34 protein-coding genes are annotated in these 21044 nt (G+C 41.6%); 20 read left to right on the top strand and 14 right to left on the bottom strand.

The window, feature by feature from the left end:
- Positions 1-46 precede the first annotated feature (46 nt).
- Genes PTRA_RS06255 through PTRA_RS06245 form a run of 3 tightly spaced genes read right to left on the bottom strand, consistent with a single transcriptional unit; the run spans position 47 to position 1017 of the window.
- Complete coding sequence (locus PTRA_RS06255) at positions 47-265, bottom strand: TraR/DksA C4-type zinc finger protein (protein WP_058373088.1); 219 nt, start codon at positions 263-265, stop codon at positions 47-49.
- Positions 265-792 carry a phage regulatory CII family protein gene (locus tag PTRA_RS06250; protein WP_058373087.1) on the bottom strand — a complete coding sequence of 176 codons (528 nt, stop codon included), beginning with the start codon at positions 790-792 and terminating at the stop codon, positions 265-267. The genes PTRA_RS06255 and PTRA_RS06250 overlap by 1 nt, the downstream gene beginning before the upstream one ends.
- A 12-nt stretch (positions 793-804) precedes the next feature.
- Positions 805-1017: a Cro/CI family transcriptional regulator gene (locus PTRA_RS06245; protein WP_058373086.1), complete on the bottom strand. Its 213-nt coding sequence runs from the start codon at positions 1015-1017 to the stop codon at positions 805-807.
- 116 nt (positions 1018-1133) lie between these two features.
- On the opposite strand from PTRA_RS06245, the gene PTRA_RS06240 reads away from it, so the two are divergent.
- From PTRA_RS06240 to PTRA_RS06160, 18 genes are all read left to right on the top strand, one after another.
- On the top strand, positions 1134-1778 hold the full coding sequence (locus PTRA_RS06240; protein ID WP_069188184.1) for a LexA family protein: 645 nt from the start codon (positions 1134-1136) through the stop codon (positions 1776-1778).
- A 27-nt stretch (positions 1779-1805) separates the two neighbouring features.
- The gene (locus PTRA_RS06235; RefSeq protein WP_058373085.1) at positions 1806-1997 is read left to right on the top strand and encodes a hypothetical protein; all 192 of its coding nucleotides are present in this window, start codon (positions 1806-1808) and stop codon (positions 1995-1997) included.
- A gap of 17 nt (positions 1998-2014) precedes the next feature.
- Positions 2015-2317: a hypothetical protein gene (locus PTRA_RS06230; RefSeq protein ID WP_058373084.1), complete on the top strand. Its 303-nt coding sequence runs from the start codon at positions 2015-2017 to the stop codon at positions 2315-2317.
- A gap of 153 nt (positions 2318-2470) precedes the next feature.
- Positions 2471-2767, top strand: coding sequence for a hypothetical protein (locus tag PTRA_RS06225; RefSeq protein ID WP_058373083.1), 297 nt, complete (start codon positions 2471-2473; stop codon positions 2765-2767).
- Positions 2768-2771: 4 nt separating this feature from the next.
- Complete coding sequence (locus tag PTRA_RS06220; protein WP_058373082.1) at positions 2772-3710, top strand: Rad52/Rad22 family DNA repair protein; 939 nt, start codon at positions 2772-2774, stop codon at positions 3708-3710.
- A 4-nt stretch (positions 3711-3714) separates the two neighbouring features.
- Complete coding sequence (locus PTRA_RS06215) at positions 3715-4944, top strand: hypothetical protein (protein ID WP_058373081.1); 1230 nt, start codon at positions 3715-3717, stop codon at positions 4942-4944.
- Positions 4945-5000: 56 nt separating this feature from the next.
- Positions 5001-5237 carry a hypothetical protein gene (locus PTRA_RS06210; RefSeq protein ID WP_058373080.1) on the top strand — a complete coding sequence of 79 codons (237 nt, stop codon included), beginning with the start codon at positions 5001-5003 and terminating at the stop codon, positions 5235-5237.
- Positions 5237-5380 carry a hypothetical protein gene (locus PTRA_RS19070; RefSeq protein WP_157756043.1) on the top strand — a complete coding sequence of 48 codons (144 nt, stop codon included), beginning with the start codon at positions 5237-5239 and terminating at the stop codon, positions 5378-5380. Before PTRA_RS06210 ends, PTRA_RS19070 begins: the two co-directional genes overlap by 1 nt.
- Before the next feature lie 10 nt (positions 5381-5390).
- Positions 5391-6074 carry a single-stranded DNA-binding protein gene (ssb, locus tag PTRA_RS06205; protein ID WP_058373079.1) on the top strand — a complete coding sequence of 228 codons (684 nt, stop codon included), beginning with the start codon at positions 5391-5393 and terminating at the stop codon, positions 6072-6074.
- Positions 6075-6084: 10 nt separating this feature from the next.
- Entirely contained in the window at positions 6085-6903 is an 819-nt protein-coding gene (locus PTRA_RS06200; protein ID WP_058373078.1) for an MT-A70 family methyltransferase, read from the top strand.
- Positions 6900-7346: a hypothetical protein gene (locus PTRA_RS06195; protein ID WP_058373077.1), complete on the top strand. Its 447-nt coding sequence runs from the start codon at positions 6900-6902 to the stop codon at positions 7344-7346. Before PTRA_RS06200 ends, PTRA_RS06195 begins: the two co-directional genes overlap by 4 nt.
- A 1-nt stretch (position 7347) precedes the next feature.
- Positions 7348-7539 (top strand): hypothetical protein, encoded by a 192-nt coding sequence (locus PTRA_RS06190; RefSeq protein WP_058373076.1) that lies wholly within the window; start codon positions 7348-7350, stop codon positions 7537-7539.
- The gene (locus tag PTRA_RS06185; protein ID WP_058373075.1) at positions 7539-7772 is read left to right on the top strand and encodes a hypothetical protein; all 234 of its coding nucleotides are present in this window, start codon (positions 7539-7541) and stop codon (positions 7770-7772) included. The genes PTRA_RS06190 and PTRA_RS06185 overlap by 1 nt, the downstream gene beginning before the upstream one ends.
- The gene (locus PTRA_RS06180) at positions 7769-8185 is read left to right on the top strand and encodes a hypothetical protein (RefSeq protein ID WP_058373074.1); all 417 of its coding nucleotides are present in this window, start codon (positions 7769-7771) and stop codon (positions 8183-8185) included. The genes PTRA_RS06185 and PTRA_RS06180 overlap by 4 nt, the downstream gene beginning before the upstream one ends.
- Positions 8186-8192: 7 nt before the next feature.
- Positions 8193-8429 (top strand): hypothetical protein, encoded by a 237-nt coding sequence (locus PTRA_RS06175; RefSeq protein WP_058373073.1) that lies wholly within the window; start codon positions 8193-8195, stop codon positions 8427-8429.
- A 7-nt stretch (positions 8430-8436) separates the two neighbouring features.
- Positions 8437-8718 (top strand): hypothetical protein, encoded by a 282-nt coding sequence (locus PTRA_RS06170; protein ID WP_058373072.1) that lies wholly within the window; start codon positions 8437-8439, stop codon positions 8716-8718.
- Complete coding sequence (locus PTRA_RS06165; RefSeq protein ID WP_058373071.1) at positions 8715-8900, top strand: hypothetical protein; 186 nt, start codon at positions 8715-8717, stop codon at positions 8898-8900. The genes PTRA_RS06170 and PTRA_RS06165 overlap by 4 nt, the downstream gene beginning before the upstream one ends.
- Complete coding sequence (locus PTRA_RS06160) at positions 8897-9109, top strand: helix-turn-helix domain-containing protein (RefSeq protein WP_058373070.1); 213 nt, start codon at positions 8897-8899, stop codon at positions 9107-9109. The genes PTRA_RS06165 and PTRA_RS06160 overlap by 4 nt, the downstream gene beginning before the upstream one ends.
- Here the strand turns inward: PTRA_RS06160 and PTRA_RS06155 are convergent.
- From PTRA_RS06155 to PTRA_RS06115, 10 genes are all read right to left on the bottom strand, one after another.
- On the bottom strand, positions 9090-10289 hold the full coding sequence (locus PTRA_RS06155) for a tyrosine-type recombinase/integrase (RefSeq protein ID WP_058373069.1): 1200 nt from the start codon (positions 10287-10289) through the stop codon (positions 9090-9092). The genes PTRA_RS06160 and PTRA_RS06155 overlap by 20 nt on opposite strands.
- A gap of 389 nt (positions 10290-10678) precedes the next feature.
- The gene (locus PTRA_RS06150) at positions 10679-11398 is read right to left on the bottom strand and encodes an RluA family pseudouridine synthase (RefSeq protein ID WP_058373068.1); all 720 of its coding nucleotides are present in this window, start codon (positions 11396-11398) and stop codon (positions 10679-10681) included.
- A gap of 353 nt (positions 11399-11751) precedes the next feature.
- A complete protein-coding gene (gene recR, locus PTRA_RS06145; RefSeq protein WP_058373067.1) occupies positions 11752-12360 on the bottom strand; it encodes a recombination mediator RecR in 609 nt (202 codons plus the stop codon).
- 6 nt (positions 12361-12366) lie between these two features.
- A complete protein-coding gene (locus PTRA_RS06140; protein ID WP_011327886.1) occupies positions 12367-12693 on the bottom strand; it encodes a YbaB/EbfC family nucleoid-associated protein in 327 nt (108 codons plus the stop codon).
- Positions 12694-12756: 63 nt separating this feature from the next.
- On the bottom strand, positions 12757-15279 hold the full coding sequence (dnaX, locus tag PTRA_RS06135; RefSeq protein ID WP_058373066.1) for a DNA polymerase III subunit gamma/tau: 2523 nt from the start codon (positions 15277-15279) through the stop codon (positions 12757-12759).
- Between the two features lie 3 nt (positions 15280-15282).
- Positions 15283-15828: an adenine phosphoribosyltransferase gene (gene apt, locus PTRA_RS06130; protein ID WP_058373065.1), complete on the bottom strand. Its 546-nt coding sequence runs from the start codon at positions 15826-15828 to the stop codon at positions 15283-15285.
- Positions 15829-15992: 164 nt separating this feature from the next.
- Entirely contained in the window at positions 15993-16115 is a 123-nt protein-coding gene (locus tag PTRA_RS19330; protein WP_011327883.1) for a hypothetical protein, read from the bottom strand.
- A gap of 72 nt (positions 16116-16187) precedes the next feature.
- Positions 16188-16940, bottom strand: a complete 753-nt coding sequence (locus PTRA_RS06125) for an HvfC family RiPP maturation protein (protein WP_058373064.1) — start codon at positions 16938-16940, stop codon at positions 16188-16190.
- A 43-nt stretch (positions 16941-16983) separates the two neighbouring features.
- The gene (locus PTRA_RS06120; RefSeq protein ID WP_058373063.1) at positions 16984-17841 is read right to left on the bottom strand and encodes an HvfB family MNIO-type RiPP peptide maturase; all 858 of its coding nucleotides are present in this window, start codon (positions 17839-17841) and stop codon (positions 16984-16986) included.
- A gap of 87 nt (positions 17842-17928) precedes the next feature.
- Entirely contained in the window at positions 17929-18363 is a 435-nt protein-coding gene (locus PTRA_RS06115; RefSeq protein WP_058373062.1) for an HvfA family oxazolone/thioamide-modified RiPP metallophore, read from the bottom strand.
- 217 nt (positions 18364-18580) lie between these two features.
- On the opposite strand from PTRA_RS06115, the gene PTRA_RS06110 reads away from it, so the two are divergent.
- Both PTRA_RS06110 and PTRA_RS06105 read left to right on the top strand, forming a co-directional pair.
- Entirely contained in the window at positions 18581-19561 is a 981-nt protein-coding gene (locus PTRA_RS06110; protein ID WP_058373061.1) for a tRNA-dihydrouridine synthase, read from the top strand.
- Between the two features lie 60 nt (positions 19562-19621).
- Positions 19622-19948, top strand: a complete 327-nt coding sequence (locus tag PTRA_RS06105; RefSeq protein WP_058373060.1) for a hypothetical protein — start codon at positions 19622-19624, stop codon at positions 19946-19948.
- Positions 19949-19982: 34 nt separating this feature from the next.
- On the opposite strand, the gene PTRA_RS06100 is transcribed toward PTRA_RS06105, so the two are convergent.
- Positions 19983-21026 carry a hypothetical protein gene (locus PTRA_RS06100; RefSeq protein ID WP_058373059.1) on the bottom strand — a complete coding sequence of 348 codons (1044 nt, stop codon included), beginning with the start codon at positions 21024-21026 and terminating at the stop codon, positions 19983-19985.
- Positions 21027-21044: the final 18 nt, after the last annotated feature.

The following is a 21044-nucleotide window of genomic DNA, read 5'->3' as shown; positions in this document are numbered from 1 at the left end:
ATTGAAACCCGCTATCGTGCCGACCAAAGCTGATGCGGGTTTTGTTTTATCTGCGAGTTGCGTAGTTTCTGCTACGTAACTCGCGCATTTCTGCACAACCAATACATAAATTGGTTTTAATGGCCTTTTTACGGCCCTCGCTTATCTCATTGCCACACTCAATGCATTCGTCGGCTGGTACTACTTCTGGCCGCCTGGCGTTCGCAATAGCAACAGCCTCTGCATGCTCAATGTCTAGCTGTGCAACATCTGCCGGATCGCTCATTACGCCACCTTCAACGCTGTAGCTTTAGCTGATACCGGCTTATTAGGATCAGGCCTAACCATCTGCTCAAGCTCAGCCGTTACATGTAAAATTGCTGTAATTGCGGCCAAAGAACGCTTTTGAATAACATCAAAGTCACTCGCCGTAATAACTCCATCCGCACGCGACAAACGCACAGACTTGGCAAAATCGCCGCTCGCTTCTTGCAAATGCAAAACCTGATCTGCCAACTCTTCGTCAGATAGCCCAACGTCTGGCAAATCAATAACCGTTTTCCCTTCGCTATAAGCCCAGGCGTTTAAAATTCGACTGTCATTAGTTATATTCTGAATGGCAATAGCTTCTTGCAGCGTTAATACATGCGAATCAATATTTGTATTCAGCTTATTGCTAAGCGTTGTTGGCGACTTAGCCATAACGCGCGCAATTTCAGACACATTAAAATCACTCGCAATACTTGCCGCTGCTTCAAGTGCGCATCGAGCGCTAGGCTTAGCGTTTCTCGTACTCTTTTTAGATAAAAGCATTTATAGTTTCTCCTATGCTGCGGTTTTAGGGTGTTCGGTCTCGTAAACCGAAAGGTCAACTTTTAGCTTCCCTTTAGTAATTAACTGAAGCTCAAAAGCGCGACCACGAGGAAGGTGGCCATCATTGGCCCAGTGCGTTATAGCGCCTCGCGTTAAGGGCGGTGTAAATGCTTTGGCTAATGCCGCCTTAGTTTTAAAGTAATCAATTGCGTCTTGAGTTTTCATGAGCGCTCCTTAGTTTGCAATGTTTGTATAGTAGATTATACGAAACCATTGTTCAACACAAAGATACACAATTTAAATATAATGTATAGATAACTAAACTTTATGCGCGAGGCACCATGAGCTTTTCAGAACGCTTGATTTCACGAATGAACCAACTTGGAATAAAAGGTAGTGAGCTTGCTAGACAGCTAGGGACTGGTCGAGCTTCTGTTAGTCACTGGCGGACAGGCCAAGTAATCCCATCAAGTGAAAATTTATTAAAGCTATCTAAAGCACTAAGATGCAATGCCAGGTGGTTAGCGTCAGGCTCAGGAGTGCCGGAAGGCAATGTGGAATTAGAGCTTGGGCCAGACTTAAGGGGCAAAGCACCTTTAATATCATGGGTGCAAGCAGGTAAATGGAAAGAGATCGACATGGAAGTGCTGCAACAAACTAGTGATACTATTTTTTATCAGCACACCGCCAACGTAAGTGACGAAGCATTTGCTCTGCGCGTTAAGGGGGATAGCATGACCAGCTTTACCGGCGGCAAATCAATTCCCGAAGGCTCGGTAATTATCGTGGATCCTTGCATTGGTGCTGAGCATGGTAAAGTTGTAGTAGCGATGTTAAACGATAGTGAAGAAGCCACTCTAAAGCAGTTAGTGATAGATGGCGGGGCCAAATATTTAAAGCCCTTTAATAACAGCTACCCAACCATGCCAATTAATGGAAACTGCACTATCATTGGCGTGGTAAAACAGGTTATTCAGGATTTTTAAACCCAGTTACTGTTAAAGAGGTTACTAATGAATCAAAAGACTAGAAATACAATAGTAGCTAGTGTGATTGCTGCCTTAATAGCCTTTGCAGCTATACAAGCCTATTTAACCCCTGCAAATGCTAATGAGTGCATTCTTAGCAATATAGGAAACGCAAAATCAGACACTGCCGCCAAGCTTGTAGCTATGTCCTGCAGAAATATATTCAATAAAAAATAAATGTTCAGGATGTTAGAATGAATGGAAGAATAACAATTGCAATTATATCGGCCGCTATTGCTGGCTGCGCTTCTCAACAGGCTATCGGTGAAATCAAAGAAACTGTACTAAGTGAAGTTACCGGATGCCAATTCATTACCAACGTAACAGGAACGTCTGGTTGGGGAGGGTTAGCGGCTACAACGGGTATAAATAATGCTAAAGAACAGGCCAAACAGCAAGCCATAGACTTAGGGGGCACGCATTTAGTGTGGCACTCAATAAACGGAGGTTACTCCCCAAGCGTTTCAGCTGACGCGTATAAATGTAAAAATAAATAGCCTCAACAACTCTCCTCAACAATAAAAGCACCTACTTAGGTGCTTTTTATTAGCTCGACTGTATAATTAATTAAACAAACCACTTGACCAAACTGTATAATTCAATATACTTTGAATCATTGTTTAATGAGTTATACAAAACAGGCGATCAATATGAGTCATAAAACCCAAACACACCCTGCTTTATCACTTGAAGCGAAATCGCTAATTGCAGCGCTTGCAGTTGAATCATTCAACTTTCGTGAAAACGTGCATGTAAATGTAGTTACCAACGCACAGACGCCGTTTATTAACGTGTTTATTTACGTCAATGACGTATCTGCTAAGTCATTCATGATCAAGCTAACTGACACTGATGCAGTGGCCCAGCTTGAGAACGCGTTTAACCAAGTTCGTGCATACAAAAAACAAGATAAATCGTTTGCACCACACATTAAGTTAGCGAGCTAAGCCAATGAGCAACAATAAAACACCAGCAGAAATACAGCGCTTATTAGCTGATCCCTTCGAGGAACACGATATTGAATGGCGCGTTCAGCAAAGCGGCGTAACTGCAAAGCAAAAGCCTTGGGTAATGGTTATTCCTTACATCACCAACCGCGCTATTCAACAGCGCCTTGACGATGTTGTAGGTATTGACGCCTGGGAAAATATTTACCAGGAGGCGGCAGCCGGCAAAGGTTACTTGTGCGGCTTAAAAGTTCGCTTTGGTGATAACTGGATTACTAAATGGGATGGCTCAGAGTACACGCCAATTGAAGCGCTAAAGGGTGCTTTGTCTGGCGCTATGAAACGCTGCGCAGTTCAGTTCGGCATTGGCCGCTACCTTTACTCGCTTGATACCGAGTTTGCAACATGCGCACCGGTTCAAAATCGCTTTGAATGTAATGGCGAGTATATCCGCATACCGCTAAATAAAGGTAATAAGGGCGGCCCTAGAATGGATGCAGAGTGGTTTCCACCTGCCCTACCCGATTGGGCAATGCCATCGGCCAAATTTGATAAGTACCTTGATGCTATCGAGCAAGCTACAAGCATGGAAACAATGCGCGAGCATTACAACCAGGCTTATAAATTTGCTGCGGCACTTAATCGTATTGATATACGCAACAAGGCCGTTGAAATAAAAGACCGCAAAAAAGCTGAGCTTGAAGCAAAGGCGCAAGAGAACAGCCTAGCGGCTAACAAAAAGTTCATCACCTGGCTTAACACATCTATTTTTGACCGCATAGCCACAGCGGAAAACGAATCAGTATTAACCCTGAACCATAAGCACTTACTGCAAGAGCTTAAAGGTCACTGTAAATCAGCCAACGTAGATAGCAGCGATTATGTTGCTCGCGTTAACCAAGCGCATACAGACGCGCTAAATAAACTAAACCACGGAGTATAGAGCCATGAGCAACCAATCAACCACTGCAACTAATTTAGTTGAAATCGTTTTTCAAGAAGATCTAACAAAGCAAGGTCTTGCTGATTTACGTAAAAAATACCCTAAAAAGCTAACGCTCGATATGAAAGACGACGACGACTTTAAAGAAGGTCGCAAAATACGCACTGAGCGCAACAAGCTTGTTGAGTCAATTAAGCGTCGCCGCCTGGACTTTACTGCAGAAGTTAAAACTTACGCAGATGATCTAAGTGAAAAAGTTAACGGCATTTTTAAACCTATTGTTGTTGCGTTTGAAGATGAAGATACTTTTCGCAAAGAAGAAGCGGCGCGCAAGGCCGCAGAGCGCGAAGCGTTTTTAAACAAGCAGCGCCAAGAAATAGCCGACATTAACTATTTTGTCGAGCAATGCAAAGGCCAGTCAGCCAAGTTTATAGCCGACACCATTGAGTCAGTTGATTTGATTGAAACCGATATTTTCGACAAAGAGCTTATTCACGAAGCAATCAACACTAAAAAAGAAGTCCTTGAAACGCTCAACAACATGTACCAAGCGGCCAAAGCAGCAGAGGCAGTAGCGTTAGAGCGTGAGAAATTGCGCATTCAGCAAGAGGCAGTGGCACAGCAAGAACGCCTGCAAAAACAAGCTCAAGAAATCGAGGTCCGTATAAGCAACCTGCGCAACGACCCAATGAATTACTTCGGCAAGCAAAGTAATGAAGTTATGGCTCGCATTCAGCAGCTAGAAAGCTTTACACCAAGCGAAGATAAGTTTGGCAACCGCACAAGCGAAGTAAACCAAGTGCTAGCGCAAGTTATTCAGCAATTAACCATGATGCACACGCAGCAGTTGCAAGTAGAGCAAGCGCAACAAGTAGCTAATCAAGCAGCTAGCCAAGTTGAAGCGCAGCAGCAAGCAGCGCAGACCCAGCTAAACGAGCAGCGCAATGCAGAGCACCAAGCAATTGAAGCCGAGCAAGCGCCAGTTGAGCAGCACGAAGCGCTAACCGACGTTAATCGCATGCTGGGCCAAAACGAACCGCTTTTAGGCAATAACTTTAAATCGCCTGTTTTTGAAAGTGGCGAAAAGCTAGGTTACGACCCACTTGATTTATGGCCTAGCGACCGTGACCGCGCAGATAACGACGAGCTAGACCGCATATGCAACCAGCTAATGCACGCTGAAAGCTATATCGAACTGCTAGAGCAACGCTTAAATAAAGCATTAGCCGCTTAATTTTAACTCCGACCGAGCCAGCGCCTTCGGGCGCAGCTCTTTTAACCGAGGTTCACATGAAAGTATTACGCGTTCCACGACTAATAGCCGCAAGAGAAGATTTTAAAGATATTCGCGTAGGCCAAGCAACTATTATCGCATGCAAAGTTAATGGCGAAGCCGGCTGGGCACTACCTGGCTGCAAGTTTACAACAAGGCGCTCTCTTGCATTCAACGTTTGCGCAAAAATGAACAACATTATTTTAGAGCTTGGCGGTATTAGTCCAGCAATGAAAGTGAAGCGAGCAGCCTAATGATGCACGACTACATGGCAATTAAAGGCAATAGCTCAAGCGCTATTGATAAGCAAAAGCGCAGAGACTTTTTAAAAATGGTAGCAGTAAACACAGTGCGCGTTTTAGTGCTAGCCACCATTATTTTTTTAACAACTAAGTAAGGAGTAAGTAATGGCTAAAGGTGTGAATAAGGTAATTTTAGTAGGTAATTGCGGGCAAGATCCAGAAGTGCGTTACATGCCCAGCGGTAACGCAGTAGCTAGCGTAACGCTTGCGACAAGCGATAACTACAAAGATAAAGCTACCGGCCAAATGGTAGAAAAAACCGAATGGCATCGCATTTCATTTTTTGGCAAGTTAGCTGAAATCGTAGGCGAATATGTGCGCAAAGGCTCACAAATTTACGTTGAAGGTAAATTACAAACGCGTAAATGGACCGATCAACAAGGCCAAGAAAAGTACACAACTGAGGTTGTAGTTGATGGCTTTACCGGGCAAATGCAAATGCTGGGTCAAAGACAGCAAGGGCAAGGTAATCAAGCTCAGGGACCGCAAGGCGGCCAACATCAAGGCAATAAAGCACAGGGTAATAATTCTTACAGCAATAGTAATAATAATTACCAAGGCAACAGCCAGGCGCAACGCCAAGGTAATCAAGGTCAGCAGCAAGGCAACTTTGCACCTAAGCAAAACAACCAGCAACAAGGCGGCGTTTCTAATAGCCAGTACATGAATGGCGGGCAGCAACAAGGTGGCTCAGGTAACCCAATGGGTCCAGGCAATGACTTTTACGACGATGAAATCCCGTTCGCGCCAATTGGTCTGCAATACCCCGCTTTACTAATGTGCATCTAAGGAGCGCCCCATGTTTGAACAATTTAAAGGCCAAAAATTTAACCTTATTTACTGCGACCCTGCTTGGCAGTTTGGCAATAAAAAAACAGGCGGAAGCATGACAAGCGGTGCGGCACATCAATACAAATCAACAATGAGCGTAGACGAGCTAAAAGCTATGCCTATTGATGATATAGCCGCGGACGATTGTATTTTGGTTATGTGGTACGTGGGCGCTATGCCACAAGAAGCCCTGGACGTTGTTAAAGCATGGGGCTTTACGCTTAAAAATATGAATGGCTTTAATTGGAATAAATTAACCGTTCACAACAACCCTGTTTTTGGCATGGGCTTTTGGACCCGCGCAGGCAGCGAGTCAGCAATTATAGCTGTTAAAGGCAAGCCAAAAGTTTCAGACCGCTCAGTACGCGCCGTTGGTAACTATGACTCAAAAAGCCTTGATGAAGTGCTGGGCCTTGGCGTGTACGCCGGTGCATTGCCAGTACGCCAGCACAGCGAAAAGCCAGACGAGTTTAGGCAAGCATGCGTTGAGCTAGCCGGTGACGTTCCTCGCATCGAGCTTTTCTCTCGCAAGCGTGTAAAGGGTTGGTCTGTTTGGGGTGATGAAGTTGGAAAGCTGAATAACCCACCCCCCTTTAATTTAGCGGGATCTAAATCAGAAAGACCAAAGCTAAAGCCGCATCAAAAAGAAATACTTTGCGCTTGTGGTTGCGGAAATAAAAAAGTAGTACGCAAAGCGGACCTTGCAAGAGGCTGGGGTATTTACTTTAGCAAGTCATGCAAAGGCCGCCATGCTGCAAAGCTGAGAAAGGCAAGGAAAGCAGCATGAGCAAATTAAGCGAACAAGATGTAAGCCTAATTTTAGAGCTTGTTGAAACATTACCTCTAAAAGAAGTGGCCGACAAATTCGAGGTTTACCCTGAAACAATCCGTTACCACATGGAAAAAAATAAAGTTGCTTTTAAGGGTTACGTTCCAGCACTAAAAATAAAAAAAGCTAACGTCCCAGAGCAGCTAAAGACTAAAACCGTGACAGTTATAGCCAAAGAAATAGGCGTATCAGTTGGCGCAATTTACTACCAGCTAGAAAAGCAAAATATAAAGAAGCCTGACATTCGCAATATACAGCGCAATAACCAGCATTTATTGCTTATCGCTATTAAAGAGAAAATAGATAGCGGTATAAATTCGAGTGAAGCAATTAAAGCCCATGGCATAACGCAGAAAAAATACGATCGGCTAACAGCCAACCAATTTAAAGCGAGTGCATAAAATGGAAATTTCAAAAGTAGGTATGCCTAAAGCGTGCATTAGCTGCCAGAACTTCACCTGTAAAGGCTTTGCTATCAACAGTGATAGCAAGAAAGCTAAATACGGTAGCTGTTCAAAATTAAATAAAGGTGTGTACGCGGTTGAGGTTTGCAGTAACTACAAGCAAGAACCTGATGCAGAGTTAGCAGCCTAATGAAACCACAAGTAAAACGCAGAGCGCATAACTGGTATGCGCTTAAACCAAAATCGGAGCTATTGAGCATGAGCAAAGTTATTTATCAGTGCAGTGTAAACGGTGTTATTGGCAAGGCGGGAAAGGCAGTGGCGCTTTGCGGTAAACACAAGATAAAAGGCGGTTGTGGCGCACATGGCAATACCAAGTGCGCGCATAAAGTAGTAACAAATGAAATCAAGGTGAAGCCATGAACAACGCAAAAATCAAAGCCCTGGCTCTAAAGCATGGCTTTAAATTAAAAGAGCAAAAAGGCGGTGAAATGGACCTAAACGAATACGTTTATTCATTCGCCTGGGCCTTACTGCAAAGTGGCAAGCCTAACGTATCGCATAAGCAATACTTAGCCAACTTGCTAAAAGATGCGGCTGATTGTGTGCCAGAAAAAAGCGTAGGTTATGGAGTAACTATTTACGCTAATGACGTGAGCGCCGACGAGCCACGCCTTCGGTGGGATTTTTATAACGGTGTTGAGCGTAGCAATTTTGAATGCCGCGTACCCGACACGCGCGAAGAGCTAAACAGCGCACTTAACAACGCCAAAGGTTGCATGAAATCGGCTTGTTATAGAGCTATGAACCCCGACTTTGATAAAAAATTAGCATAGGTGATCTATGGATATTGATAAAATAATACTTACTTCTGCTGAAAAGCAATCGAAATGTAGCCGTGTTAAGCATGCTGAGGGCTTAATTTTACAGCTACCAAAAGATCATGAAGGTAGAAATTCTTGGCTTTTAAACTACGGAACGGGTCATGAAGCAAAAAGCATACGCAAGCGAGTAAGTGAAAGAAGAAATTGTAAAATGCAATGGGACTTAACAACCAGCTCCCTTGCTCCGGCTAGGTAGGTGATTTATGAGAAGTGTTGAAATAACAGAGCCAGGCAAAGTGGTTATTACCACAACTAAATCACTAGCGGTTGATTGGCACAAGGCTGAATTTGCAAGAATGTCAGAAGAGTTTAAACGTGGGCGTTCGCGCTTTAAAGAAAAGTTTAATCGGTGTTTTACTTGCAATTGGCCTTTTCAAGTTGGAGCTAATGAAACCGGTGAAGTAATGAACATAGTCTGCTTTAAAGGTGAAGGCAACAAGCTTTTATGTACTGATTGCTATGAAAAATTAACAGGTGACTTATGAGCAAAACATACGACCCTGAATTTCATTTTAACCATAAAAAACCTTGGCTAACGACTGAAATTCAATATTTAAAAGAAATGCGCGGAACTAAGCAACTTCAAGATATTAGCTTAGCGCTTGGTCGAACATATAAAACCGTAGCTGATATGGTTTATAGATTAAAAAAGGCAGGTGACTTATGAGCTTACCAACTAGCAAGTATTACACGACAAAAGAAATAGCAGCAATGGAGGGTGTAAGACCAAACTACATTTTAGAATTAGTCTCTAAAGGTAAGTTTATGCCACCCTCGCATTACGGAAAGCCTAACCGCTGGTTAAAGAAAACCGTTGATCGCTACTATGAAGATTTAGCAAAGTTAGACGGTCAATCTATTCGCCTTTCAGCATGATCACCCACCGGTTAACCCATTCGGTTAAACCATCGAGCATTGGCGATTTATTATATATCGCCAACACGCCTTTCATTTTATGCCCTAGTAATTTTTCAGTAAATTGCAAAGGGCATCCCGCATCAGTTAAATGTGTTGATATTGTCCGTCTTAAATCATGCATTCTAAACGGCGCAACACCCTCTATTTCTTGATGGCATGCTTTAGATATTTGGCTAACACTTGAGCTGTTAGCTGGGTAATCGCCATCACGATTAGGAAACATGTGCTTAAATGAAGGCGATTGCTCTTTCATATGCTGCAGATCAGCAATTAAATCAGGTGGTATAGGCCTAACAATAGAATGCAAAGCACCTTTTGTATTTTCTCTTTGCGTAGTGAATAGCATTGCCTTTAAATCAAAGTCTGTTTTTTTCGCACTGCACAGCTCGCTTATGCGACAGCCAAAGACCATAGCGCAACGCAGAATAACCTTATTTCTATCGGTTATATTCAACTCATCAACATGGGCCCAAATTAACTGGCACTCTTGTATTGATAAATAATGCTCACGAACGTCATAGTCACTCGCAAAATCACCAGGGCGCAAAGCTTCAAATTGGGTGTTATCAATAAACCCCTGGCGAACGCAAAACCTAAGCGCAGATCTGATCTCAATTATCGCGTTAAACGAAAACCCCTTACCCCGCCCCTTTTCAATTGACTTATCATTCATCGCTTTAAACATTGCTGCAAAGTGCGTCTTATCCATGATTGACACGTATTGCTTTGCCCATAGGGTTCTTAAGCATGAAGTAATACGCAATTTAATTTCAGCCGGCTTATCTCGTCTGGGCAAACAGTAATTTTTAAACCAGTATTCAATGCAGTCATTAATAGTTGGGTTATCTATATGATCAACTAAAACAGATTTTACAGCTTCCATTTTCCGAGGATCTAAACCCTTCGCAACAAACTTCATTTGCTCCGCACAATTTTCCCTAGCCTGTGCAAGCGTCATTGTAGGGTAAGTGCCAATTTTATATCGTGCCTGCTTACCATCTATTCTATAGCGTATTTGAAAGGTGATCTTTCCCTTTGGGGAGATCCTTATGGATAAGCTATCGCCATCCGTTAGCTCAGGTTTGCCGGCATACTCTTTACCGTTCAAACTCTTTAGCTTAGCTGCTGTTATGTTCATTGATGCTCCGACTCTGTGTACCAAATGTGACCAAATTTGAGGCCAATAATAAAATGGTACACACCTTGGTACACAATTGTCACCAATAACAGCGATATATAAAGATAGTTAGTAGTAGATAGGAGTGGTTAGTGGTGGTTTAAGTTGTTGTTTTTACGTGGATAACAGGACTAAAAGGGAGATAAAAATAAATAGCGTGGAATGTTTAAATACAATGGATCATCAGGTTTAATAGTTGTTTTACTTCTGTTTGAAAGCCTAATGTTTCTTTTTGTGCTGCAGTCATTAATATATCTCCAATTTGCAAAGTGTCTGCGTTATGCACTTAATATGGGGGAGCTGCTAGAACTTCAAGGGAAAAAATAAAAAAAGTCCCAACCAATATTGTCTTAAAAATAAAACGTACTAGCGCATTGCATATGAATTTGCTCATTGCTTACCGGGTGCTGAAAATACAAATCACTTGCATGAAGCTGTAAGCGCGCTGCCATATGCTCGCTTTGTGCATTGTTATATAAATCGCACCCTAAAATAGGGTGCCCTATAAACTGGCTGTGAATACGCAATTGGTGCGTACGCCCTGTAATGGGTGTAAATTGCACTAAGGTTCGCTGTGGTTGCGTTAGGCGTTGCAGCACTTTATATTCACTTACGGCAGTTTTGCCTGTGGCTTCGCAGATTTTAACCCGCGGAAAAAGCAGTTTATCTTTTGCTATCGACGCACTAATTTGCCCTTCGTCGTCAATTAACCACCCGTGTAATATGGCTACATAGCGCTTTTTAATTGTACGCGCCTGAAACTGTTTATTTAGATGCTTAGCAGCCGCTGCGTTTAATCCCACAACCATAATGCCCGATGTACCTAAGTCTAACCTGTGCGGTAACTTAGCCTCGGGGTACGCAGCCGTAATACCTGCTTGCCCATTCACTAAACGATAATGCACAGAATCCCAATTGAGCGGGTTTTTCCCCGACAAACTCAACAAACCACTGGGTTTGTTGATCAATAAAATGTCTTCATCTGCAAAGAGGATTTCAACCAAGCCATCGCACTGTGGAGCTACAAAATCATCAACTATAATCATGGTATCAGAGTCAGGAGTCGGCATAATTATTCCTTAAAATTAGGACTGGTTATACTGCTTAACCTAAACTCTGGTTAAGAGATTTACTAACGTATTGAATCATAATTATATTTAAATTAATTTCTCTAGCCTGAGGTTTTCAGTGAAAACAAGGCGAATTTACGCGTCAATAGCTGCTTGAGATAGGTTTATTATCCGGAGTTTAGGTTACTTACTATGCCTGAATTAGTAGGCTTAATATTTATACCAATCCAATTAAAAAAACATGATCATACTGGCAATGCACGTCTTTAATCTAGTTGGCTTACGTACAACAAAAAAGCCCACATAACTTAATTATGCAGGCTTTTTTTACAATTTCTAACAGCAGTTATCAGTTAGTCTTGTGTTACCGTTCGCCTGCCACTAAAGGCATGCATTAACGTTGTACCGTCGACTAAGTCAAGCTCACCACCTACCGGTATACCATGAGCAATACGCGAAGCACCTACTTTGTATTTATGACAAAGCTGAGCAATATAATGTGCCGTGGTTTCGCCTTCAACCGTAGGGTTGGTTGCTAAAATCACCTCGTTTATACCGCTTTGTGCCAACTTTGCCTCTAAAACATCTAGGCCAATTTCTTTAGGGCCAATACCATCAATAGGCGATAAATGCCCCATTAATACAAAGTACAACCCTAAATATTGACCTGTTTGCTCTATAGCAAGTACGTCGCTTGGCGATTCAACAACACATAATATGCCGCTGTCTTGGCGTTTAGTACTTAAACAAATGTCGCACTGCGACTGCTCGCAAAAAGTGCGACATGACTCACAATGACCAACCGCCGTCATAGCTTTTGTCAGTGCATTGCCAAGCTGAGTGCCCCCTTTACGGTCGCGCTCTAGCAAGTGAAAAGCAATACGTTGCGCTGACTTAGGGCCAATGCCCGGCTGACAACGCAATGCCTCTATAAGCTGAGTTAAACTAGCTGAAAGTTGCATATAGGCTTAAAACGGCATTTTCATACCTGGTGGTAATTGCATACCGCCAGTTACTTTGCCCATACGCTCTTGTGTTTCGTCTGCTACACGGCGAACAGCATCGTTACATGCTGCTGCAAGTAAGTCTTCAATCATGTCTTTGTCGTCTTGCATTAAGCTCTCATCAAGCTCTACGCGGCGAACGTTGTGGTTACCTAGCATAGTTACTTTAACTAAACCGGCACCGGCTTCGCCTACAACTTCTAATGTTGCAATTTCGTCTTGGGCTTTTTGCATGCGATCTTGCATTTGCTGCGCCTGCTTCATCATGTTACCCATTCCACCTTTAAACATAACTTTCTCTCTTTCTTTTTTAATACATTAACTAGGTTACTAAATAAGGGCAGTTGTAATAAATTACAATGCCTGAATGCTGTTTTCGTCAATTTCGGCACTAAATAGCTGCTGAAATTGTACTATATTATCGTCTGAGGTGATCACATCTATTGCTTGCTGATGACGACCTGCATCAATTTTTTGTTGAATTAAATAAGGCGAATCAATCACCCCTTTAGCAAAATTAATACTCAGTGTTACATTGTGCTCATAAATACTGGATAACGCCGCATCAAGTCTTTGGCGTAGCATGGGCGTATCTAAATGTTTTTGTGATTCATCAACATCTATATGCAAATTATTGCCTTGCTTAGTAAAAATAGAGTGCAACGCAAACTGGCGCATACGCCCGCCTAATCCCATGCGTTTAATTAAATATGCCCACTCGTCTTGCTGATGCGCAAAGCGAATTTCGCTTATTGGGCTCTGAAAATCATCAGGCGCTGGAATGCTAGGCTGCGCTACAACAACTTCGGGTACTTTTTGCGGGTTAATTTGCTCAAGTAGCTCAGGGGCTAAATTTTCGGTAATTGTTTGGTGCTTTGCTTTAAAGTCTATTTTTCGCTCAGGTTTTGACTCAAACTGAGCTTGGCTTGCTGCCTTGTTTTGGCTCCCCGCTAGTGGGAGCTGTGGCTTTTTTTCGCTCTCACCTGCGAAATCATTAGGCCACGGCGGCGGATTGTCTGTGTGTGTTTGCTGCGCATTATTGTTAGCTCTACTGTGATTAATTGCATCGCTATTTGCTGTAACATTTTGCTCATTGCTGTTACTGCTATTAGCAGTAAAGCGACTCGGCCGACTGTTAGCAGAGCTTAAATTTGCTGTATTTTGCTGCTCAGTCTCTTTTGCATTTGAGAGCTTACCCGCACCCGATATATTTCTATCTCTTAAAATACGTGCAATAGCAGATTGTGCTCGCGCTTCTTGTTCGCTAATTGAGGTGTCTGTCGCTTGGCTTTGCTGAGCTTGCGCTGCCGTATTTGTTGCAGGGTTAAACCCTTGATCAACCGCACTACTAATAACATCATCAAACTGTGCCGCTAATGAGTGCTCTAAATTACTTTGCTGTAAGTAGGCCTCATCTTCGCTTTGACGCTGCGCTTGCTCGTCAGTTACATCATTTGTATGCTGATGTTGCTGAGTAACTAATTGCTCACTCACCGCTTCATTTTGCACAGCCGACACAACTGCTTGCTCTCCTGCTGATACAGTTGTAGAAACCTGCTGCGTTGTATTAGAGTTATTATTAAGAGTGTCGGGCGCTACGTTTTGCGGCTCTGATAGCTTAGCGACCTCAGCTGGTTTTGGCTCAATAATTTGTGGTTGCGTTGTATCATTATTTTGAGCTGTGCTTGGCAGCGGTTTACTTTTATTTAAAATATCACGTAAGGCACTGGCCTTTGTCGTATTACTTTGCACAGGCTGTGTATTTACAGCTACTGGTTGCTGGTTTTGTGTATCAATTGGTTGAAACGCTAACAGCCTTAGCATAATCATTTCAAAGCCTAAACGAGGCTCTGGCGCCCATTGTAGATCTTTTTTACCGTTTAACAGTAGCTGATAGTAAATTTGAATTTGCTGTGGATTTGTATTTTGAGCAACATGCGTGATGTAATCGGCATTTGTTTCATCAAGAGCGGCAGCTTCAGGTACTAATTGGCTTAACTGTGTCAAATGCGTTAATGCAATTAAATCATCTAGTAAGGCCACAAAGTTAGGGTTTCTGCTAGCAACATTTGCTACTTCTTTCATTAGCGCTGCGCCATCTTGGGCAAGTAACGCGGCTAGTAAACTTTGGCTATAATGCGTGTCCATTAAACCAAGCATAGTTTGTACCGCTTGGTTGTTAATATCACCATTAGTTTGTGCTATAGCTTGGTCGGTTAAGCTAAGCGCATCTCGCATACTACCGTCTGCGGCTTTGGCAATAATGCGCAAAGCATCGTTGTCAAAGTTCAGTTTTTCATGCGTCAGTACGTGTTCAAGCTGAGTTTTTATTTCATTTTGCGATAACGCATTTAAGTTAAATTGCAAGCAGCGAGATAATATAGTGACTGGTAGCTTTTGTGGATCGGTAGTCGCAAGTAAAAATTTTACATGCTCAGGCGGCTCTTCCAACGTTTTTAGTAACGCATTAAAGCTGTGCTTAGAAAGCATGTGAACTTCATCGATTAGGTATACTTTATAGCGCCCTCGTGTGGGTGCGTATTGTACGTTATCGAGTATTTCGCGGGTGTCTTCTACTTTAGTGCGCGAAGCTGCATCTATTTCGAGTAGGTCAATGTAACGTCCTGCTTCTATATCTTTACAGCTGCTACATTGACCACACGGATTTGCCGAAATGCCTTCATCACAATTTAAGCTTTTAGCAAAAATACGCGCTATTGTGGTTTTACCCACACCTCGGGTTCCAGTGAATAAATAAGCGTGGTGCAGTCTATTTTGCGTTAGCGCATTAACCAGCGCTTGTTTAACATGAGACTGTCCAACCAATTCATGAAAGGTTTGTGGACGCCATTTTCTCGCTAGAACCTGATAACTCATCGATTACTCGCCTTCGAATTCAACCAATTTTAGGATTTTAATACCCATTTTTTCGATACGCTTTTCACCACCAAGCTCTGGTAATGAAACAACAAATGCTGCATCAGTGGCTTCGCCACCTAATTTTTGCACTAATTTAATGGTTGCTTCAATAGTACCACCGGTTGCTAGTAAGTCATCAACAAGCAATACTTTATCACCTGGAACGATAGCATCTACATGCAGTTCTAACGTGTCTTCGCCATATTCTAGTAGGTAGTCTTGACGAACAACTTCACGCGGCAGTTTGCCAGGCTTACGCACTGGAATAAATGGAATACCCAAAGCATAAGACAAGGGTGCACCAAAAATAAAGCCTCGTGATTCAGTACCAATAATTTTGGTAAAACCCTGATCTTTATATGCAGTAATAAAAGCATCGATAGTCGCTTTAAATGCATCTGGGTTTGCCATTAGTGTCGTTACATCGCGAAACATAATGCCCGCTTTAGGGTAATCAGCAATCGTAGTTATGCTGTTTTTGATAATTGCAGGTGTTACTTGAGTCATAATTTTAACTGCTCAATGGTTTATATTACAAAGCAGCTGATTATAACCTTAAGTGACCTTTGATTGCGAGTTTGACGTTATTATAAAAGGTGTTTTAACCGTTTCAGGCGAGGGGAAGTTTTAAAAAATAAGGCTGTTGGTAACAACAGCCTTGAGATAAATAATTAAGATAACACAGCAAACCAGCCAACAATTGCATTTAAGCAACCAATACCTACAAATATAGCTACGAAGCCAAAAAAGTACGCTGCATTGAACGGATCTTTAAATTCTTTATCATCTGACATTGTTACAACCTTTTATTAAGCACGACACATAAGGGCGTCATAATAAACGATGTAAAATAATCTATAAAGAGCTTAAGCTTGATTTTTTGTCACTATAATCCCAAGCTGAGCCATAGCACGTAAAGTAACAAGTGCGCCTTGGGCAATTTGTGCAGCGCTAAACTGCACAGCATGGCGGGTTACTTGCTCGCAAATAGTATCGAGTATTAAACCATCATGCTCACTTATAATCGATAATAACAAGGCTGTCATAGCATTAGTTGCTAAAAATTGAACTTCATCATCGCCATCGCGATATACTACAAAATAATTAGGCTGTGCTGATGGCTGTTGCGGCTGAAACTGCGTACTTATTGTTTGCACCGCAAATTGGTAACTTAAATTACGTGCAGTACTTGATAAATATAGACGCGCAGAGGCAACCTGATCAGAACCTATGAGTTGCTCATTTTCAGCCTGCTGTGTAATAGCTACATCTAATTCAATCCATTCATAATGGGCAAGCTCGAGCATAAATGGCGGATCATATTTTTGCATTTCATAATCACTTGATAAGTAATTAATAAATTCCCCTGCTATATCTAAAAAATACGGCGAGTGACAATCATATTCACTAAAAAATCGGCGAATAAGCATTTGCCATTGTTTATCGCTGTATAAGGTTTTTAACACCGGAAAACCTGACGAAATAAACCCAACAATATTATTAAAAAATAAATCGCGGTAAATCGCCATGCGTCTATCTTCAATCCCTTGCGGCTTTTTATGTTGGCTGGGTTTGCGAATATGCGCCATGAATTCGTTTTGTATTTCAATAAAGCTCATCTAAATACTCCTTTTGCAGGCACTCTAGGTTCAGACATGCTTATTAAGCTCGCTGCTTGATTAGTGATTTATCAAGGTATTTTGCTTGCAGGTTATGAATAATATCTAGCTCTTTGGTTAATACATTAACGGTCGGTATATTAAAATCTCGCTCGAGCAGCGTCGAAAATACACCATGAGTTTGGTACGCTTTATCGAGTAACTGCCAAACTGGGTCAATTACATCTGCACCATGGGTATCTACAATTAGATCATCGGCTTCATTGTAATGCCCAGCTACATGGCCGTAAGCAATACGCTGTGTCGGTAATCCGGTTAAAAAGGCTTCTGCGTCATAACCATGGTTTACTGAGTTCACATAAATATTATTCACATCGAGTAACAGCTTACAATCAGCTTGCTCTAAAATAGCATTAGTAAACGCCAGCTCTGACATTTGCTGCCCAGGGGCTGCGTAATAAGACACATTTTCTATGGCAATTTGGCGCCCTAATATGTCTTGTACTTGTTTGATACGCGGCACTACATGAGCAATCGCTTCTAAAGTAAACGGAATCGGCATTAAATCGTACATATGCCCTGTGCCAGAGCAGTAACTTAAGTGCTCGCTGTAAATTTTTATATCATGTTCATCAAAAAACATTTTTAGTGATTTTACAAATTCAATATCAATTGGCGCAGTTGAGCCAATTGAAAGCGATAAGCCATGACAAGCAAAACTATTAGCACTGGTTAATGCTTTAAATTGTTTTTTAAAACGCCCGCCTAATTTTAGCCAATTTTCTGGAGCAACTTCCATAAAATCGACTTGTTTAGGTACATGCACTAGTAACTCGTCAAGCATTTCTCTACGTAAGCCTAAACCCACCATACCTAAGTCAGTATTTATAATTTGTGTCATAACCACTCCCAACAAAAAGGGCCAACCGGCCCTTTATTCTATATGGTATTAAAGTATTTAACCTGAAGTATTCTACTTTAATAAAATTTAATGACCGCCACACTTACCTTCACCGCACTTGCCTTCTTTTTTGGCTTTTGCATCTGCGCCACTTTTAGCTTCGCCACATTTACCTTCTTTTTTAGCTTTGGCATCTGCACCACATTTAGCTTCGCCGCATTTGCCTTCTTTTTTAGCTTTGGCATCTGCACCACATTTAGCTTCGCCACATTTGCCTTCTTTTTTAGCTTTTGCATCTGCACCGCATTTAGCTTCGCCACATTTGCCTTCTTTTTTAGCTTTTGCTTCGCCGCCACATTTACCTTCGCCACACTTACCTTCGGTAGCATCTATTTGATAGCCGGTAACCATTTGTTGAAACTCAAAAGGATTTGCTTGCACATCCACTGATACAAAGCTTGCAGAGCCAACAACAACTGCACCTAGTGTTAACGCGATTGAACTTTTTTTGATTGTATTCATTATATGACTCTCTTTTTAATAAGATTGTATAACCAAAGAATTGGAAAATACGAGTATGTATTTAAGTAGACCTGTATAAAAATAAAAAATTTCATTTTATTTTAATTATTTGTAAACTTTTTGGCTAAAGTAACTATGCGCGGTAATTACGGATTTATCAATTTATGATTAACGGTTACACTACACATCCCTTTATTTAGCCATAATTAATCTCTCTATGAAACTTGTTTTAGCACCGATGGAAGGTGTTGTTGACTTCAAAATGCGCCAACTTCTTACCAATATAGGTGGTTTTGACTTATGTGTGACTGAGTTTGTGCGTGTTGTTGATGCTTGTTTACCTGATAAAGTTTTTTATCGTTACTGTCCTGAACTTAACAATAATGGCCTCACTAGTGCTGGTACACCGGTACGCATTCAGTTATTAGGTCAAGTCGCAGGTGCGCTTGCAGAAAATGCAGTTAAAGCAATTAGTTTGGGCTCTCACGGCATAGATCTCAATTTTGGCTGCCCAGCAAAAACTGTCAATAAAAGTAAAGGCGGAGCTGTACTACTTAAAGATCCCGAGCACATGTATGAAATAATTAAAGCGGTAAGAGACGCCGTTGATAGCAAACATCAAGTGAGTGCAAAAATTCGTCTTGGTTTTGATGATGACAGTAACAGCCAAGAAATAGTAGATGCTGTTGTCAGCGCTGGTGCAAGCAGTATTGCAATTCATGCTCGCACTAAACGTGATGGCTATAACCCACCTGCTTATTGGGAAAAGATCCCACCTTTAATTAAAAATAAAAATATTGCGGTTGTAGCTAATGGCGAAATATGGCAAGTAGATGATGCTATGTTGTGCCAAAAACGCAGTGGTTGTACCGACTTAATGCTTGGTCGTGGTGCGTTATCTCATCCCGATTTAGCAAAAAAAATTAAAGCGAATATAGATAATGAACCTTATGTAGGGCTCGAGTGGGAGCATATTCTTTATCATTTAATAAATTCTGCTATTCATCATGATCCCGCTAAAGATGAAAAGTACTTTGCATCGCGCACTAAGCAGTGGCTAGGTTACTTAAAACGTCAGTACCCACAAGCAATAACATTATTTGACGAAATCCGCCGATTAAAGGCCAAAGAAGATGTCGCAGAGGTACTAAGTAAGTATGCCAAAGCGCCACAGTTTGATGCAAATCATAACGCGTAAGTAAATCTACCTAGATAATACCCCTATTGCTCAATGCTAATTATAAAGGGGTTATACGCGATGCAACATCAGCAAAGGTTAATTAATGAAATAGAGGAAGTAAAATTAACAATATTAAACTTACTTTCTCAATCAGCGCATCTATCTCACCAGCATTTATTATCTTTATTAACGCGAACAGTCAATGCAGAGTGGCTCGACTTGGCAGCGCAAAAGCTCGGCCCCGAATACGGTGAGTATATTCAACGAATGACTACTTTAGAGGCTGCTGTGAGTCAAATTGAGATAGGTCAGTACGGTTATTGCTGTGATTGTGAAGAGCCTATAACAACAGCTTTACTCGAATTAGATCCAGCTACACAACGCTGTGAACAGTGCGCTAAATAAGCGCACATTGGGCAAGGTTAAGTCACAGGGGCAGTTAAAGTAATTGCTGAGCAAAGCTAAACGCTTGCCCAGGGTAAAGCACTATATCTTTAACTAACCTTGTTGCATTTATTTCGCTAATATTTAAGCGCTTTACTAAGTTAACCTTAGCCTGAGGCAAGGTCCACGCATGAATATGCAGCCCTACATCAGTTTCCATCATTGCTAACATTAGCGTTTTTTGCTGCGCTAAAAGTGATTGATTTTCAGCTATAGCGGGTAAGTCTCTAAACCCCGACAACCAATCTAAACCTGGCACTTCTTTATTGCCATTAGTAAATTGCACCAAAAATGAGTTCGGATAAATTTGGCTCACCTCCTGATTAACTGGCTTTTTTTCCTCTTCTTTTAGCTGCTCATTTATAATAGTAAGCCACTCAAGCGGAGAGTGCACTACACCACTAAAATAGTTTAACTTACTTTGATACCACTCACTGCCATTAGCTAAACCGTATAGCCCTACACTTCCTCTTGGACTATATTGCGCTAAATAATCTTTTAAAATATTAAGTTGAGCTAATAAGCTATTTGGCATGTTTTTATCGTTAAGTGCACTAAGCACATAATTTTTTATTAAGCTGTGCTCAATTTTATTTAACTTTAAATTACTTAACTGCGCACTTTCTAGTTGTAGCTGCACAAATTCAAGCCAATTACTTATATTCTGATAGTCACTCTGTGAACTTGCTAAGTTAAGCAAATTAACTAAAACATTTGTATGTGCTGGCCAGGCAAAGTAACGCTCAGGAAAACGCTCTGCAATAACAAGATAATTAACCTGCTCAGTTTGCGGCTTAGTTAGTTGCATTTGCATTAAGCTTTGATAAATAACGTGGCGCTTTTGTAAATACGCATCTGTAAAAGGCAATTGCTCACTACGCAGCTCTGTGTGTTTACTATTTTCTGGCTGGTATAAAGCTAGGTTAAGCGATTTTAATGCATGCTGCGCTTCATCGAATGATGTGTACGGTTGTGGTTGCTTAGAGCAAGAGGTCAAAAATAGACACAGTAAAAATGAAAAAATAAGCGTTTTGTTCATGTTCATCCCAATAAAAAA

This window comes from Pseudoalteromonas translucida KMM 520, from assembly GCF_001465295.1.
Taxonomy (GTDB): Bacteria; Pseudomonadota; Gammaproteobacteria; order Enterobacterales; family Alteromonadaceae; genus Pseudoalteromonas; species Pseudoalteromonas translucida.
Note: the sequence above shows the minus strand (reverse complement) of the source record. Positions and strands in the feature narration are given on the sequence as shown.